Source organism: Endozoicomonas sp. G2_1 (genome assembly GCF_017744155.1).
Taxonomy (GTDB): Bacteria; Pseudomonadota; Gammaproteobacteria; order Enterobacterales; family Alteromonadaceae; genus JAGHQT01.
In genome coordinates this window covers 1-17,804 of sequence record NZ_JAGHQT010000002.1, presented here as the reverse complement: position 1 = coordinate 17,804, position 17,804 = coordinate 1, and the positions used below count along the sequence as shown (strand labels likewise).

General features: G+C 43.7%; 8 protein-coding genes and 1 pseudogene. 7 read left to right on the top strand and 2 right to left on the bottom strand.

The features are described 5' to 3' along the window. Positions 1 to 26 precede the first annotated feature (26 nt). Together J7384_RS03065 and J7384_RS03060 are read right to left on the bottom strand one after the other, a co-directional pair. On the bottom strand, positions 27 to 1,511 hold the full coding sequence (locus J7384_RS03065; RefSeq protein WP_209111327.1) for an MFS transporter: 1,485 nt from the start codon (positions 1,509 to 1,511) through the stop codon (positions 27 to 29). Positions 1,512 to 1,641: 130 nt separating this feature from the next. Beyond that, the gene (locus J7384_RS03060; RefSeq protein ID WP_209111325.1) at positions 1,642 to 4,182 is read right to left on the bottom strand and encodes a TIM-barrel domain-containing protein; all 2,541 of its coding nucleotides are present in this window, start codon (positions 4,180 to 4,182) and stop codon (positions 1,642 to 1,644) included. A gap of 223 nt (positions 4,183 to 4,405) precedes the next feature. Between J7384_RS03060 and J7384_RS03055 the strand changes: the two genes are divergently transcribed. The 7 genes and pseudogenes from J7384_RS03055 to J7384_RS03025 form a co-directional block, all read left to right on the top strand. Further along, positions 4,406 to 6,043, top strand: coding sequence for an alpha-glucosidase family protein (locus J7384_RS03055; protein ID WP_209111323.1), 1,638 nt, complete (start codon positions 4,406 to 4,408; stop codon positions 6,041 to 6,043). A gap of 85 nt (positions 6,044 to 6,128) precedes the next feature. Then, entirely contained in the window at positions 6,129 to 7,934 is a 1,806-nt protein-coding gene (locus J7384_RS03050) for an alpha-amylase family glycosyl hydrolase (RefSeq protein ID WP_209111321.1), read from the top strand. Between the two features lie 188 nt (positions 7,935 to 8,122). Beyond that, positions 8,123 to 11,131, top strand: coding sequence for a pullulanase-type alpha-1,6-glucosidase (gene pulA, locus J7384_RS03045; protein WP_209111320.1), 3,009 nt, complete (start codon positions 8,123 to 8,125; stop codon positions 11,129 to 11,131). 328 nt (positions 11,132 to 11,459) lie between these two features. Further along, complete coding sequence (locus J7384_RS03040) at positions 11,460 to 14,276, top strand: TonB-dependent receptor (protein ID WP_209111313.1); 2,817 nt, start codon at positions 11,460 to 11,462, stop codon at positions 14,274 to 14,276. A 117-nt stretch (positions 14,277 to 14,393) separates the two neighbouring features. Continuing rightward, positions 14,394 to 15,896 (top strand): tryptophan halogenase family protein, encoded by a 1,503-nt coding sequence (locus J7384_RS03035; protein ID WP_209111311.1) that lies wholly within the window; start codon positions 14,394 to 14,396, stop codon positions 15,894 to 15,896. Positions 15,897 to 15,900: 4 nt separating this feature from the next. Continuing rightward, on the top strand, positions 15,901 to 17,406 hold the full coding sequence (locus J7384_RS03030; protein ID WP_209111309.1) for a tryptophan halogenase family protein: 1,506 nt from the start codon (positions 15,901 to 15,903) through the stop codon (positions 17,404 to 17,406). A 111-nt stretch (positions 17,407 to 17,517) separates the two neighbouring features. Further along, positions 17,518 to 17,804 (top strand): annotated as a pseudogene (locus J7384_RS03025) (IS3 family transposase); the annotation flags it as partial.

Below are 17,804 nucleotides of genomic sequence, written 5' to 3'. Positions count from 1 at the left end.
CCGGCTGACAAATACGATAGCAAGGCCTATTCAGTGACAAGTTGTTCGTTGCTCTTTGCGACTTGTTGCGCTTGATCCTCAACAAAGTAAACACTAAGTGCAGCCAATAACATCGAGCCACCAGCCATCATAATGATGTAAATTGCTTGGTTGTTGAATACTGAGGTCAATATCCAGCCAGCAAAAATACCTGAAACGATTTGTGGTGCTGCAATAGTAAAATTGAAGATCCCCATATAAACGCCTGTTTGTTTAGTTGGCAGGCTGCCGGCTAGAATTGCATATGGCATAGCTAGAATAGCTGCCCAAGCAATACCAACACCAATCATAGACAACAGCAGGGTTACCGCAGCTTGCGGTACTTCAATTTGGGTAATTGCTAGGTTGACCAGAGTTGGTGTTGGGTCTTGCATCAAGCTAATACTGATATAACCAACGCCACCGGCAATCAGGGCAATAGCATAAGTCAACTTACGACCTATTTTGTTGGCGATTTTCGCCATAAACAGTGATGCAATCGCTGCAAAGAGCGAGTATGCGGCGAACATGATGCCGACCCAGTCGCCAGCACTGCCTTTAGCTCTAGCGATATGTTCAGGAACCTGCTCTACGGTATCCAAAAACGCTGGATCAAACCATTTCGCGTCAATTTGCCAAATGTGTTGGCTAATTGCTGGCATGGTATACACCCACATAATAAACAGGGCAAACCAAGAAAAGAATTGAACTACGGCAAGTCGTTTCATGGTTGTCGGCATAGACTTCATTAACTGCCAAAAGCCAGCTAGTCTTTGCGTGACAGCTTGTTTAGGCTGTTCAGTATCGAGTTCAGCTAGACCGTAGTGGCCAGGTGCGTATTCCTTCGTTTTAATGACTGTCCACAGAACAGAGCCCAGCATGACACTAGCGCCAATATAAAATGCCCAAATAACCGAAGGGGCGACTTTACCGTTGTCGGCAACATTGTCCAGACCAATAACGTTAGTCAGTAAAAATGGCAAAATTGAGCCAAATACAGCACCAATGTTAATCAAGAACGATTGAATAGAGTAACCAATATTGCGCTGCTCAGATGGCACCATATCTGACACTAATGCGCGAAATGGCTGGAAAGCGAGATTAAAAGCGGCATCCATTAACGCCAGCATCATGGCACCAAAAAACAGTGGTGTCATCACAGTCGCAACAGTTGCTGAATTTGGCATCAGCAACATGCCAGTGGCTGCAGCGAAACCGCCAGCTAAAATGTATGGATTGCGGCGGCCTAATTTATTCCATGTGCGATCAGATGCCGAGCCGACCAAGGGTTGAATAATCAACCCCATGATTGGCGCAACTAACCAAAACAAAGACAAAGAGTGTAAATCAGCACCCAAGTCAGACAAAATTCGGCTGGCATTGGCATTTTGCAGAGCAAAACCAAATTGAACCCCCAAGAAGCCGAAGCTTACGTTCCAGATTTGCCAAAAGCTCAATCGAGGTTTTGCCATTGTATTATTTGTAGTGGTCATTTTATTCGACTCTAGTTGTTATCTTGTTATCTCGACTTACCCGATTTTAATCAATAGTGTATTTCAGGTACTAGGTAGCACTATACAAAGGATATTATAGAGCGACTACGATTTGCATACGTATTCAAGGTTATCTCACCACTAAACGGGTTGCTTGGTGTTGCCAGTTAACCGGCACAGTTAACAAACAAGAAGCTTGTTGCCATTGGTATTGACTGACCTTTTGGTTGTTAAATAATACTTCTTTGGGTTTATCACACCAATTGTGAATCTTAAGGTTAAGGGCTCTTTCTTTTGGCATTTGTGGGTAACTGCCACCATCGCGTTTAAGCGATATCTCAAGCGCGGCGTTTTTGTGTTTGGCGTTAAACGTTAATAATTCAAAATTGTTTTTGCTAATTGCGTCTAGACTGACGCCATCATCTTCATACATTTGCCCGCTTGACTGGCTAACCTCAGCATCGGCGTAATAGTGCAAATCAAGTCGATTGCGTTGGTAGTTGTCGGTGGTTTGAATCGTCTCGATACGCGGTACAAAAGCACCCGCTTTGACAAATACCGGTAGGGTTTCAATATTAACCGCTAGCTCATGAGTACGGCCGCCAAGGTATTTTTTATCGTCGAAGAAGTTGAACCAAATACCGCTGGGCAAATTGACCTTAACGCTCGTATTGTTATTCGCTAACTCGCCGTTAGCGGCAATGTCAGCCATTGGCTCTGTAATCGGTTGAACGAAAAAGCTGTCACCCCAAAGGTAACTTGTGCTGTTGTCAAAAGCACTATTACTTGCATTGTTATCAAGGTCGTTGTCAAAAAACAGTGGCCGCATTAACGGTGTGCCTTGCGTCGCGTTTTGATAGGCCATAGTGTAGTGATATGGCAATAGTTGGTAGCGCAACTCAATAAACTTTTTGACGATATCTCGAGTTTGCTGATTGTGAAAAACTACCTCCGACGGGATGTGCTCTTGGCCATGAGGACGATAAATTGGTTGAAAAACACCGTACTGAAGCCAGCGGATATAGAGCTCTGGGTCAAACTTGTCGCCACCGCCGAAGCCGCCAAGATCTGAATGAGTGTAGGCCAAACCGAATAACCCCATTTGCAAACTCAGTTCAACTTGCGGCTTAAAACCACCCCAGCTGCGGTTGACATCGCCTGTCCACGGCAAAATCCCGTAGCGCTGTGAACCAGCAAAGCCCGAACGCATCAGAATAAATGGGCGAGTATTGGCTGCAAATGCTTGTTGTTGCTCAAACACCAATTGCGCCCAACGGTGGCCGTAGACGTTGTGAATACTGTCTGCGCCAACAATAGTAGTGTTATCTAAGCGATGTAGCGCATCACGTGGGTGTACTTCCGGTTCACCTAAATCGCCCCACCAACCCCGAACACCTTGTTGATAGAGGTCGTGATAAACCTTGGCAAACCAATCTCGGCCGTTCGAATTAAAAACGTCAATTAAACCAGTATTACCAAAATAGAAATCAAAGGTTTTTGGCTCGCCATTACTATTAGTTGCGAGTGCGTTACTGTCGATGGCATCTTGCCATTTTTTAGAGGTCGATAGCACGAATGGCTCTGTAATCATGACAGTTTTTACCCCTTGTTGATCGAGTTTGTTGATCATTTTTTCCGGGGTAGGAAAGGCCGCTTTATCCCAGTCGAGATTACCCATGTGGCCTTTGATATCTTTGCCAAACCAATATAGGTCAAGAATAATGGCATCAAGTGGAATCTCTTGCTGTTTAAATAAATCGGCTGTTTGCAATACCTCTGCCTGATCGTGATAGCCAAACCTCGATGCAAAATTGCCCAAAGTCCATCGCGCGGGCATAGGTTGTGTACCCGTTAGCTCAACATAGTGAGAAGTTAATTCCGCATACGTTTCGGCGCCAATAATAATATATGCGTTGCGACCGGCAACTGCTTCAAACTGTAAGTTACTCGGAGTAGTGTAACCAATATCGAGCCAACCTTTTGCACTATTGTCGAACAATATCATGTACTTATTACTTGAAAGTACCGCAGGTAAACTGTAGTTCATCTGCTTAGAATACGTTTCGTAGCCATAATGAGCACGGTTGTAAAGTGGCATTCTATGACCGCGTCGATCCATCCCCAATACGCGTTCACCACCACCGAGTATTTTTTCATTGTCAGAAAGTTTAAAACGGACGCCGTGAACCGCTCTGCTCAACTCAGGAGTGATTGAATTCGCCTGAAAAAAGTCTTTTTGTTCGGTAAGCAGACGCCCTTGATAGAAATATTTAACTGACAACGGTTGTTTCGTGATTTCAACGCTAAGTTGGTTGTTGCGCAGAATGAGTTGATTGTCATGACTAGATAACTTAACCGCTTGTTGTGTCAAGCCGGGTTTGAGTGAAAAAGAGGGTAAATCAGCGGCGGGTACATTTTCGGTATGAGCGTTAAACACCACTTCAAAACTGTCTTGGCTAAACGCATTGAAATTCAGCTTGCCCAAGCTTGTCGTTACCGTTAGCGTATTGTTGTCAAAGCGATGACTTTGGTATTGCTGCGGTGTTGATTGAGTTTCAACGAGTGTCGGTTTTACCTGTGTTTGGCTGCTGCTTGCAACAAGAGGGAGCAGTGATAATAAGACCGCAGTAAATGCGCTATATACTTGTTGTTGTAATGTTTTTTTTGACAAAGCAGGCTCCGGCTTTTCTTTTTAGATGGCTTGGATGATAGCGATTTTATGAAAAGGGAGGAATCTTGAATACGTATGCAAGCTCTGTTATGCCCAAAACTTATTGCGTATGCTTATTCGAAATTAAGTTTCTATAAGTTGGTAGTTTGACTAGGTTCGCCTTGCGTTATTTTTGAGCGAAATAGACTTATTATCAATATTACAGCAGTGTTTGAGGTTTCCAATGTCAGAACCAATGTGGTGGCGCGGCGCGGTTATTTATCAGGTATATCCACGCAGTTTTTACGATGCTAACCAAGATGGAGTCGGTGATATTCAAGGTATCATTGCCAAGCTCGACTATATCGCGAGTTTAGGTATTGATGCGATTTGGGTGTCGCCCTTTTTTAAATCGCCAATGAAAGATTTTGGTTATGATATCAGTGACTATCGCGATATTGACCCACTTTTTGGCAACCTCGCCGATTTTGATGAATTGGTGGCTAAGGCGCATCAAAAGGGCATTAAAATTATGATTGACCAAGTGTTGAGTCATACGTCTGATCAACATGCTTGGTTCCTTGAAAGTCGCGAAGACAAAACGAACGACAAGGCCGATTGGTATGTTTGGGCTGATGCTAAAGAAGATGGTACTCCGCCAAACAACTGGTTATCAATTTTTGGTGGTGTCGCTTGGCAGTGGGAGCCGCGTCGTCAGCAATATTATTTACATAACTTTTTGTCGAGCCAACCGGACTTGAATTTCCATAACCCTGAGGTGCGTCAAGCGGTATTAGACAATGTTGAGTTTTGGCTCAAACGCGGCGTCGATGGCTTTAGACTTGATGCCATCAACTTTTGTTTCCACGATGCTCAATTGCGCGATAACCCAAGTAAACCAAAAGAGTTGAGACAAAGTATTGGTTTTGACGAGAAAAATCCATACGCCTACCAATACCATTATTTTAATAATACTCAAGATGAAAACTTGGGCTTTATTGAAGATATTCGCAGCTTGTTAAACCAATATCCAGGTACAGTGGCACTGGGTGAAATATCATCTGAAGATTCACTTAAAACCATGTCTGAATACACGCAAGGCAATGGCCGTTTGCACATGGGCTATAGTTTCGACTTACTGACCGAAGACTTTACTGCGGGTTATATTCGACAGGTGGCTACCTCGTTGGAAGAGCGAGTTTCAGATGGCTGGCCTTGTTGGTCGGTCTCTAATCACGATGTTCAACGTGTGATTACGCGTTGGGGGAAAAGCCAAAACGCTGAGCACACCCCTGATTTAGCAAAAATGCTATTCGCGTTAATTTCATCAATGCGCGGCAGTGTCTGTACCTATCAGGGAGAAGAACTCGGTCTAACCGAAGCCGATATTGCCTATGAAGACTTACAAGACCCTTATGGCATTACTTTTTGGCCACAGTTTAAAGGTCGCGATGGTTGTCGTACGCCGCACCCTTGGCAACGGGACGCTGTTAATGCCGGCTTTAGTTCGGTAAAACCTTGGTTACCCGTACCAGCAGAGCATCACGGCAAATCGGTTGAAAGCCAAGAGCACAACAAAGACTCTGTACTCAATAGCTTTAGGCATTTTACACGCTGGCGCAAAGAATTTCCTGCCTTGATGTACGGTGATATCGAGTTTGTTGACAGCCAAGAACCTGTATTGGCCTTTGTCCGCACTTATCAAGAGCAGCGCTTGTTGGTTTGCTTTAACTTGAGCGCAAGCAAGCAAAGTTTACAGTTGCCCACTGAGCTGACAGCTGATGCAACTGCGTTGACCAATCACGGTTTAATCTCGGCAACCTTGACGGGTGAGTCGCTGACCTTGCCTGCTTTTGCTTGTTTCTTCGCAACAGTAAAGTAGCACGACCTAATGCAGCCAGTCTTGAGTGTGTTCAAGACTGGTGTCACTAATCCTAGACAATAACAATGATAATCAAGGTTTCTTTATGACTAATTTAGCCACTAAGTTTGTTACTGGCCTTTCACCTATCGTGCTTGCGATGGCACTGAGTGCATGTGGCACCGATAAAGAGCAAGTAGCAGAATCTGCTAGTAGCCCTATTATGACTCAAGCTGCTACTGCTGTTAAAGGTAAAGCAAGTGAACTTGCGCCTTATCAAGAACGCGATTTTAAAGATGAAGTTTTTTACTTCGTGCTGCCAGATAGGTTTTACAACGCTGACAAAAGTAATGACTTAGGAGCTAAGGCGGATGATAGCAAACGAGCCTTGTCTCGTGGTGGCTTAGATGTTACCCACAAAGGCATGTTTCACGGAGGCGATTTAGCTGGCCTGACAGAAAAATTGCCTTACTTAGATAACATGGGTGTGACTGCCATTTGGTTAACCCCGGTACTGCGCAACAAAGCAATGCAAGCGGGCACTTCTGGTTATCACGGTTACTGGATTTTGGATTTTACTGAAATTGATCCGCATTTGGGCAGTAACACTGAACTCAAACAATTTATCGACCAAGCACACCAGCGCAATATTAAAGTGTTTTTCGATATTATCACTAACCATACTGCAGACGTTATTAAGTACAAAGAATGTCATGGTGATGATGGTTTAGGTTGGTTGGTTGAGGGGAACAGCTGTCCGTTTAAACCGAAAGCTAACCTCGAAAATGACTCATACACGGCGCTAATTCCTGCCGGTGAAGAAGCGGTTAAGTACCCTAATTGGTTAAACGATATTAAGTATTACCACAACCAAGGGGATTCTTTTTGGCAAGGTGAAAGCTCTGTGCGCGGCGACTTTTCTGGTTTAGACGATGTCGATACCAATAACGCCGAAGTTGTTGACGGTATGATTGATATCTATAAGGATATCATTAGCGAGTTTAAACCCGATGGTTTTCGCATTGATACGGTTAAGCACGTTAACATGGAGTTTTGGCAAGCCTTTTCGCCAGCGTTAATGTCGCATGCTCAAGCACAAGGTATCAGTAACTTTGTGATGTTTGGTGAAGCCTATAGCTTTGAGCCTGAATTTTTAAGCCAGTTTATGAAGCAAGGGCAGTTGCCAGCAGTACTTGATTTTGCACTACAAGGTGCGATTGAAAAAGCACTTGTCGATCAAAAGGGAACTGACGTGCTAGCTGAGCTTTTTGCTCAAGACAGCTTTTATCAAACTGATCGCGGCTTTGACGCGAATTACTTGGTGAATTTCACAGGTAATCACGACATGGGCCGAATTGCGGGTAAGTTAAAGCAAAGCGAACACGGATACGACGAGCAAGCTATGATCGATCGAACCTTGCTTGCCCATGCACTGATTTACTTTAGCCGAGGTGTTCCTGTTATCTATTACGGTGATGAGCAGGGTTTTGTTGGCGATGGGGGTGACCAAGACTCTCGTCAAAATATGATGCCGTCAATGGTTGCGACGTATAATGATGACGATTTACTGGCGACAGATAAAACGACCGCAGACGATAACTTTGACGTTAACCACAGTTTCTATCAAATCTTTAGTGAATTTGCTGCGCTGTATCAGGCTCAGCCTGCGTTGCGCCACGGTCAACAAACAACGCTATATTCGCAGCCAACACCGGGTTTATTCGTTATTAAACGAGATGTTCAAGTTGAAGACGGCAAGCCGCAGTCTTTGATTGTTGCCTTTAACACCAGTGAGCAAGCTCAGCCGCTAGAAAAAATCGCAGCGCTTGCCAATGCCAAACTGATTTATCAGTCTAAAGGTAACGAGGCGGGGCAATTAGCTGGATTGAGTTTTGCTATTTATAAACCATAGCTAATTAGCGTTACAAAAATATCTATTGGTGACACGAGCGGGCATCAGCCAGCTCGTGTCACCGTATAATCTTACCGCCTTTTGTTGCTTCTTGTTATTCAAACGAGCTAAGTGCGACAAACTCGACAATTCTATACCTCGACTCGTGATGAGCTTTAGCAGAAAGGCAACTAATAATGGAGCTGATCATGGCTAATTATTTTGTCGATAAAGTGTTAAGTTATCAAATGCGTCGATTGAGTTTTACTTTATTGCTGCCATTGGCAGGACTTTCTGCCTGTACGATGCAAGAGGAAACATCGACCGAGCATTTGACGACGGTATCGCTACAATCGCAACTGCTTTCAGCAACTGTTGTGCGACAAGTCAATCAACTGGTAAAAACAGGTGAGCTAGACCACGGCGCCCACTGGTTGACGGTTAACCACTTAGCTTTAGCTAATGCCAAGCCTGATAAAAGCTACTTGCTAGTTAGTGATGATGGTGAAAAACTCGAGGCAATGTCACTATCAAGGCAGAGTCTTTCTCGGGAACTTATCAATAAGTATCGACATCTAGCCAACTTTACTGGCTTCTTTTTAGATATCAGTCAACAAGATGCTAAACAGCTACTAAAAAATCGCTTGTTTGTGGTTGAAGCTGAACAAGACTTATCAAGGCTTGAGTTGTCTGGACTTTCAAACGTGCAAGTTGGTGAAGTGCTCGATGTTCTTTATACCGCGGGTAAAGACGATGCTAATGAAGTGAGTGACTTCGGTGCCTCTATATCTTCAAAAGGGACGAGTTTTAAGCTATGGGCACCAACGGCACAGGCGGTCGAACTCTTACTGTATAACCCCGAAGAAGTTGTTACATCGAATAATGGTGAATTCAACAGCGAGATAAAACCAGAAAAAATTATCGCGCTGACCGAAAATGTAAAAACAGGCGTTTGGCAGACACAAATCACCAGCAACTTGTTTGGTCGTTACTATCAGTACCGCATATCGCTTTATCACCCAGAAACACAGCGGGTTGAAACGTTAGTAACAACAGACCCATATTCTTTGAGTCTGTCGGCTAATAGCGAGTTTTCCCAAGTAGTCGATTTGGCTACTAAACGCACTCAGCCAGCCAATTGGCAAGATCATGTGGTACCAGAAATTGCTCATGTTGAAGACCATATTCTTTACGAAATGCACGTGCGAGATTTCAGCGCTAGTGATCAAAAATTATCATCGCCAAAACACCGCGGAAAATTCAAAGCCTTTACTGAGCAAAGCTCTTCTGGCATTGAGCATTTAAAACGGCTTAAACGGGCTGGCTTAACGACTGTACACTTATTACCTGTTTACGACTTTGCCACGGTAACTGAAAACCCCAAGCAAGTGATTAGTTATCGAGATAGCGTAAAACAAGTCTGTGAAAAGCTCGCTAAGCAGTCAGTTGATATTGAATTTTGTCGAGATTTAAGCTCCATCGATGTCAATAAAACCTTGATGCAAGTGCTGTCGAGTTACTCGCCATCAAGTGAACAAGCCCAAGCTTTGGTCAGTGATTTACGCCGTTATGACGACTATAACTGGGGCTATGATCCATATCATTACAATGTTCCTGAAGGCAGCTATGCCACAGATGCCAATGGCATTACTCGTATTGTTGAATTTCGCGAAATGGTTCAAAGCCTCCATCAACTCGGCTTTCGCGTGGTGATGGATGTTGTTTATAACCACACCTACCAATACGGTTTAGCGAGCAAGTCGGTATTAGATAAAATTGTACCGGGTTATTACCATCGACTACATCCGGTAACCGGTATTGTTGAACAGTCTACTTGTTTCACTTGTGGTAACACGGCAACGGAGCGAGTGATGATGGCAAAGTTGATGACAGATTCGCTAGTGATATGGGCGCGTGATTATAAAATTGACGGCTTTCGCTTTGATTTAATGGGACACCAGCCTAAATCGACTATGTTAATGGCGAGAGAAGCAGTACGTGCCGTTGATCACGACACTTATTTTTACGGTGAAGGCTGGAATTTTGGCGAAGTCGCTAACCATCAGCGCTTCGAACAAGCGAGCCAATTGGCGCTCGGGGGCAGTGAAATTGGCACTTTTAGCGATCGCTTGCGCGATGCTGTGCGCGGTGGTGGTAACAATACTCGCGATAGCCAAGGTTTGGCGAATGGCTTGTTATTATTGCCTAATGAACAGCAAGATATCGCCAACAATCAGGAAAAACTGCAGCAAGAGTATCAACTCAGGTTGAATCAATTGAGAGTTGGCTTGGCGGGCAATTTGGCTAATTTTGATTTACAGAGCGCGAATAACAGGTCAATTAACAGTAGCGCGACTAACTCAATTAGCACCACGAATCAGCAAGGGCTAGTTCAACCATTACTTGGTAAAGATATCCCCTATGGCGATCAGCCCACAGGTTATGCGTTAGATCCCGCGGATACGATAAATTACGTCTCTAAACACGATAATCAAACTTTATGGGATAACAATCAATACCGCTTGCCGTTTGCCACTTCGCTGTCTGATCGCGTGCGTTTGCATATGCAGAGTTTATCTTATGTGATCTTGGGTCAGGGCATTCCATTTATTCACATGGGCTCGGAGTTAATTCGTTCTAAGTCATTTTTACGCGACAGCTATGATTATGGTGACTGGTTTAATCGCGTCGATTTTTCTAACCAGCACAATTACTACGATATTGGTTTGCCACCTGCAGATAAAGATCGAGATAACTGGCCGTTGATCAATCGCGTTAAAGCGGGTCATCAGGGCCGTGATCAAGTCTCGCGTACAGAAATTAATTTGTCGGTTAACCACTTTATTGAATTACTGGCAATTCGCTCAAGCAGCAGATTGTTTCGATTAACCACGGAACAGCAAATTAAAGACAAATTAACGTTTTTGAATACCGCTAGACTTGGTTCAGGCGATGACAGCCCGCCTAAATTAGGGCTAGTAGTAATGAAGCTTGATGATAGTCAAGGTCTGCCCGTTGACGAAAACGTTGACAGTATTATTGTCATCTTCAATCTCTCTGATACAAAGCAAGTGTTTAACTACCAAGATGCAAAACACTATCAGTTACACCCGGTTCATCAGCAAAGCATTGATTTACGCTCACGGGCGGCAAAATCAATGGAACAAGGCTTTGAAGTGCCCGGTTATACGACATCAGTGTTTATTCGCTACCATTAGCGTTAGCGAACGTATACTTTGTTAAAGCCAAAATGCGTTTGAATGGTTGTAGATCTTAAAAGTCATCGCTTTCGAGTGGTGACTTTTGTCTTTTTATGAGCGCTAATCCTACTATTGATAAAGTTTCTAATTTAGTTGCTATCAGCGCTTAATTAGCTTGCATACGTATGCAAATTGCGGTGACAGGTTTTTGAATACGTATGCAAAGTATTGAGCTAAAAGTGAGCTTGGCGGTAGGATCGAAGACGATAAATCAAAAATAACAAAACTATAAGTGCAACGGCTCTTCAACAGAGTTAGCACAATACGACATAAAGAGTGGGAAATAATGAAGAATTTTAAGCCAAGTTTAATCAGTGCGGCGTTAATTTCTAGTGGTTTTGCCTTTGGCATGAGTCCGGCAATGGCACAAGAACAAAACGCGGAAGAACTCGATGTTGAAGTGATTCAGGTCACAGGTATTCGCGGTAGTTTGCAACGAGCTCAAGCGATCAAAATGAGCAGCAATTCAATTGTTGAAGCCATTTCTGCGGAAGATATTGGTAAGCTACCTGACACTAGTGTTGCTGAATCTTTATCGCGTTTACCAGGCCTTGCTGGTGAACGTCGCAATGGTCGTACAAGTGGTATCGCGGTTCGAGGTTTCAATGAAAACTATATCGGCACCACCTTAAATGGTCGCGAACTCTTGGGTACTGGTGACAACCGCGGCGTAGAATTCGACTTATATCCTACCGAAATTATTTCTAATATTGTTGTATCAAAAACACCTGAAGCGGGTATGACTACGCAAGGTATCGGTGGTGTTGTTGATTTACAAACTATCAATCCACTTGGCAAAGATCGCGTTTTGGCATTTAACGCTGACTTCGAAAAGAACGCTGAAAGTTCACGCAACCCAGATTTTGACAACGATGGCCACCGTTTATCGTTTAACTATGTTGACACGTTTGCCGATGATACGTTAGGCGTAGCTTTAGTTATCGCCTCTTTGGAAAGCCCTCGTCAAGAAGAACAGTTTAGAGCTTGGAACTACGCTGACGTTACTGATTCAAATGGCGATTCTGCCGTTATCCTCAACGGTCATGATTCATTTGCACGCTCTGCTTTACTCGAGCGCGATTCTATTAGCGCAGTTGTACAATGGGCGCCAAATGATGACTTAATGGTTCAATTTGATGGCCTGTACATTGACTTCCAAGAGAATGATGTTAGACGTGGTCTTGAAGAAGGTTTAGGTTTCTTGAACCCCGTATTTGGTGCGGCTGACAACGGTTTAATCACTAGTGCTAGCAATGACGGCTTCCATCCAGTTATTCGCAACGATGCACAAAGCCAAGATTCTGATTTAAAAACGTTTGGTTTAAATGTTGAATACTCAATTAACGACGATTGGTCGGTTGAGTTAGATTACTCAACAGGTGAAGTAAACAAAGATATTACTGATGTTGAAAGCTATTCTGGTGTAGGTCGCTCAGGTATTGATGGTCGCCCAGTGAGCCCTAGGCAGTGGCAACAAAGCTCAAATGGTGTCTTTTTCACGCCTGTAGCTGGTGCGCCTAACTTAGCCGATAGTTCAGTGATTACCCTAGCAGGTCCACAAGCATGGGGCGGTGGCTTGAACGCTCTGAATGCGCAAGAAGGTTTAACCGTAGGCAACTTTGGCCCAGCCAATGCTCAAGACGGTTTTGTTAACCGACCAATCTTTGAAGAAGAATTAGACACTACTCGCTTACAAATTAATGGTGTTGTTGAGTGGGGCATTATTAGTGGTTTTGAAGCGGGTGTTATTTATTCGGATCGCTCTAAGTCAAAACAAAATACCGGTGCATTTTTAACTGCATCTAACTTTTTCACTGGCGCTGCAGATAGCACAGTTGACCAAGTTGGCAGTTTAGGTACTGTTAGTTTAGACTTTATCGGTTTACCTGGTGTTGTTGCCTACGATAGCTTGGCGCTGTTAAATAACGGCTTTTACCGTCAAATAGATGCCGCACTAGTAGAAAACGGTCGATTAGGTGATAGCTACACTATTGAAGAAGAGTTACTTACGACCTATGTAAGACTTGATATTGATACTGAAATAGGTGACGTATTTGTTCGCGGTAACATTGGTCTACAGTTTGTAGATACAGATCAAAGTGCTACCGGTTTTAGTACTACATCAAATGCTCAAGGCTTTACCGCTTCTACGCCGGTAACTGGCGGCGCTGATTACAGCGATGTATTGCCAACCTTAAACTTGAGCTTTGAACTTTCAGAAACACAGTTTATTCGTACCAGTTTAGCTACGGTACAAAGTCGTCCTCGTTTAGATGACTTGCGACCTAACCGTCAAGTTACCTTCCAATTCAACGATGCTGTAATTGTTGAAACTGACCCTGCGCTTGGTCCATGGGCAGCAAGCGGTGGTAATCCGACGTTACGTCCGCTAGAAGCAGACCAGTTTGACTTGTCTTATGAAAACTACTTTACCGACGATGGCTACTTTGCTGTTAGCTTTTTCTATAAAGACTTGACCAATTGGCACCGTGAAGGCGCGACCACAGCAGACTTCAGTGCCGATTTTATTGAAGGCTTCCACCAAACTTCAGATGGTCAACGACCTGGCACACTTTTGGGCTCTTCATCATCTCGTGAGGATGGCTTAACCGGCTTTGTCCGCGGTTATGAATTACAAACGAGTTTGCCATTGCGCGTTTTACACGATAGTTTAGAGGGCTTTGGCCTCGTAGCTAGTGCAACATTTTTAGACGGTGAGCTTGATGTTGAAGAAGGTCGTGACAACCGAGTACCTGGCTTGTCTGAAGAAATCTACAGCTTGACTGCGTACTATGAATACAAAGGTTTTGAGTTCAGAGTGTCGGGTACCAAGCGCGATGATTTCTTAACTGAAGAGCGCGGTTTGAGTCTAGCACTACAAAATGCGACCGGTGAAAGTATCGAACAGTGGGACGCACAACTCGGTTATAACTTTGACGAATCAGGAATCGAGTCGTTAAAAGGTTTACGAGTAACCTTAAAAGCACAAAACATTACTAACGAGCCGTCAATTAACACCGATGGCAGCGGTGACTCGCGACGCATTATTCGCCATCAATCATTTGGTGCAAACTACCTGTTAGGCTTCAACTATACTTTCTAGTCGTTGCCGTTAGGTACATTTACTTAGATGTTAAGCCCTGTTAGTTTCTAGCTGCAGGGCTTTGTTGTTTTAGCTCCTTTTTAAATATATGCGAGTATGAAAAATATGGAGGCACCCGTGACGACGAGCGCAACGCCAATAAAAAAAGTTGTTATATTGGGAGGCGGTACAGCTGGCTGGATGTCGGCGGCACTATTGAAAAAGCTTCTCGGCAATACTATTGATATTGAACTAATTGAGTCCGACGCCATTGGTACTATTGGCGTTGGTGAAGCGACAATTCCACCTATTCAATTATTGAATAAAGTACTAGGGATTAACGAAGAGGCGTTTTTAGCTGAAACCAAAGCGACGATTAAATTAGCGATTAAGTTTGAGAACTGGCGTGTGCCCGGTGAAAGCTATTATCACACCTTTGGCTCGGCTGGGCAGCCGATGGCATTTGGCCAGTTTCACCACTACCTGCAACGCGCTCAACAAGCGTTTGATGTAACCAAAACTATTTGGGATTACGACCTCAATTACTTGTGTGCTGAACAAGGTAAATTTGCTCAAATTAATACCCAAAACCCAGTGGTAGAATTGCCTTATGCTTATCATTTCGATGCCGGATTATACGCCAAATTTTTGCGAAAATTGAGCGAACAAATGGCCGTTAAACGCACAGAGGGTACAGTTGAACAAGTGCATCAAGACAGCACCAATGGCTTTGTTAAAAGCCTTGTCTTGAAAAGTGGTGAGCAAATCGATGGTGACTTGTTTATAGACTGCTCCGGCTTTCGAGGCCTGTTGACACAACAAACGCTAAATACTGGCTTTGACGACTGGAGCCATTGGTTACCTTGTGATCGAGCCATTGCTGTACCGTCAAAGCGTCACGAAAAAACTGTACCTTATACTCGTTCAATAGCACATAGTGCAGGTTGGCAATGGCGTATTCCATTACAACACCGCAACGGCAATGGTTTGGTTTACAGTAGCCATCACTACAGTGATCAACAAGCAACAGACATTTTGCTGTCTAACTTAGATAGTGAAGCTATTGGTGAGCCCAACTACATAAAATTTACGACGGGTCGCAGAAGAAAACAATGGCATCGCAATGTTGTTGCTGTTGGCTTGTCTAGCGGCTTTCTCGAACCACTAGAGTCAACCAGTATTCATCTGATTCAGTCGGCAATTGTCAGATTAGTACATCTGTTTCCACATCACGGGATTGAGTCGTCTTTAGTGGATGAATACAACAAACAGTCCAAGACTGAGTTTGAACAAATTCGCGACTTTTTGATTCTTCATTATCACGTTAATGAACGAACCGACAGCCAGTTTTGGCGGGATATGAGATATATGAATATCCCTGACAGTCTGCAACACAAGATTGAATTGTTTAAATCTGACGGTCGTATATTTAGAGAACAAAATGACTTATTTGCCGAAAGCTCTTGGTTACAAGTGATGATTGGACAAGGAATACAGCCAAAAGATTACCACCCAATTGCCAATGCTTTATCCGCTGAAGAGCTCAGACAAATGCTGGTAAGGCTTGAGCAAATTAAGCATGAACCACTCGGTAAACTACCCAGTCATGATCGATTTCTCGCAAAGTACACTCGAGGGTAGAGATATGTCTGAACCATTTAAAATAGCAATTCTCGGTGGTGGTACTGCGGGTTGGATGGCGGCAAACTTATTTGCTCACAAGTGGCGACATCGAAGTGTTGAAATAAATCTGGTTGAATCTCCTGATATCGGTATTATCGGTGTCGGTGAAGGTTCAACGCCGACCTTAAAACGCTTTTTCGATACTTTAGGTATTGCAGAGTCTGACTGGATGCCTGCCTGTGATGCTACTTATAAGGTCAGTATTCGATTTCGCGATTGGAGTCCGGCATCAGGCATTGAAAGCTATAGTCACCCGTTTATTTCACAGGTTGATAAATTTACTGAGCGTGCGTTTGCGGTTAACTGTCGCACGCGTCGATTGGGACTAGATACCCACACTCGACCAGAAGACTTCTTGTTAAACGGCGTGTTAGCCAATCAAAACAAAGGACCGGTTGCGCCAGAAAACTTTCCATTTAGCCAAGGCTATGGTTATCACTTCAACTCCCATTTACTGGGCCAGTTTTTGGCTGACTATGCTATCGGTAAAGGGGTTAAACATACTCAAGCAAAAATTAGTTCGGTCGATACTGCTCGTGACGGGTCAGTGGCTGCTTTATTGACGGAGCAAGGCGAGCGTATCGAGGCTGATTTTTTTGTTGATTGTACCGGATTCGCTTCCGTGTTGATGCAAAAAACACTTGGTGTTGAATTTACACCTTTTAAGGATAACTTATTTAATAATGCCGCAGTTGTACTACCAACCCAAATTACAGAAGATATACCGGTTGAAACTGTTTCAACGGCGCTCTCGAATGGTTGGTGTTGGCAAATTCCACTGACATCTCGTTTTGGCAACGGCTATGTATACAGTTCTGACTTTATTGAACCGGAGCAGGCAGAGCATGAGTTAAGAGCGCACCTTGGCTTACTGGCGTCGCCAGAGTCTGCGCGACATTTAAAAATGCGGGTGGGCCAGCTCACCAAGCACTGGCATAAAAACTGTCTAGCACTTGGGCTTGCACAGGGTTTTATTGAGCCACTTGAGGCGACTGCATTGCACTTAGTTCAAATTAGTATTGAGCTCTTTATCAGTCAATTCGAGCGAGGCAACTTTAGCCATCAATATCAGGATGAATTTAACCAGAAAATTTGCGAGCGCTTTGAGCGAGTCCGTGACTACATAGTGGCACACTACAAACTCAATACTAGAAATGACAGTGATTACTGGCGTGCCAATAGAGACAACAATTACCTTTCTGAGTCCTTGTTAAAATTACTTGATACTTGGTATCGACGCGAAGATTTAACAGCTGAAATAGAACGGCAACAGATATCGACTCATTTTGATAGTACTTCGTGGCACTGTTTGCTAGCGGGTTATGGCGCATTTCCTCCATTGGCACCAAACCAACCGGGGCAAGGTGACTTGTATCGAGATCAGAAAGTTGCAAGGTTTTTAAATGGTTGTAGTCTCAATTTTGCCAGTCATGGCGATAATTTAGCGATGTTGAGAAAAGCCGAGTAAGCTATCTGGCAAACCGATAAAAAAAAGCCTGTATATTTACAGGCTTTTATTTTGTCTATGACCCGTCCTAAATAAGGTTGACACTTTTCAATCAATGAATTGGAGAGCATCATGAAATCAACCACTAAACGAACTCAAAAGGATTACTCACTCGCTTTTAAATTGGCGGTCGTCGACCAAGTTGAAAAAGGCGAGATGACTTACAAACAGGCTCAAGATAAATACGGTATTCAAGGTTGCTCTACGGTATTAGTTTGGCTTCGCAAGCATAGTCGACTAGATTGGAGTAAGGGAACACCTAACTATGTCATCAGGACAAGCCACATGTCCAAACCTAAACAACTGACACCAGAGCAAAAGATTAAAGCCCTTGAGCAGGAGCTTGCTGATACCAAACT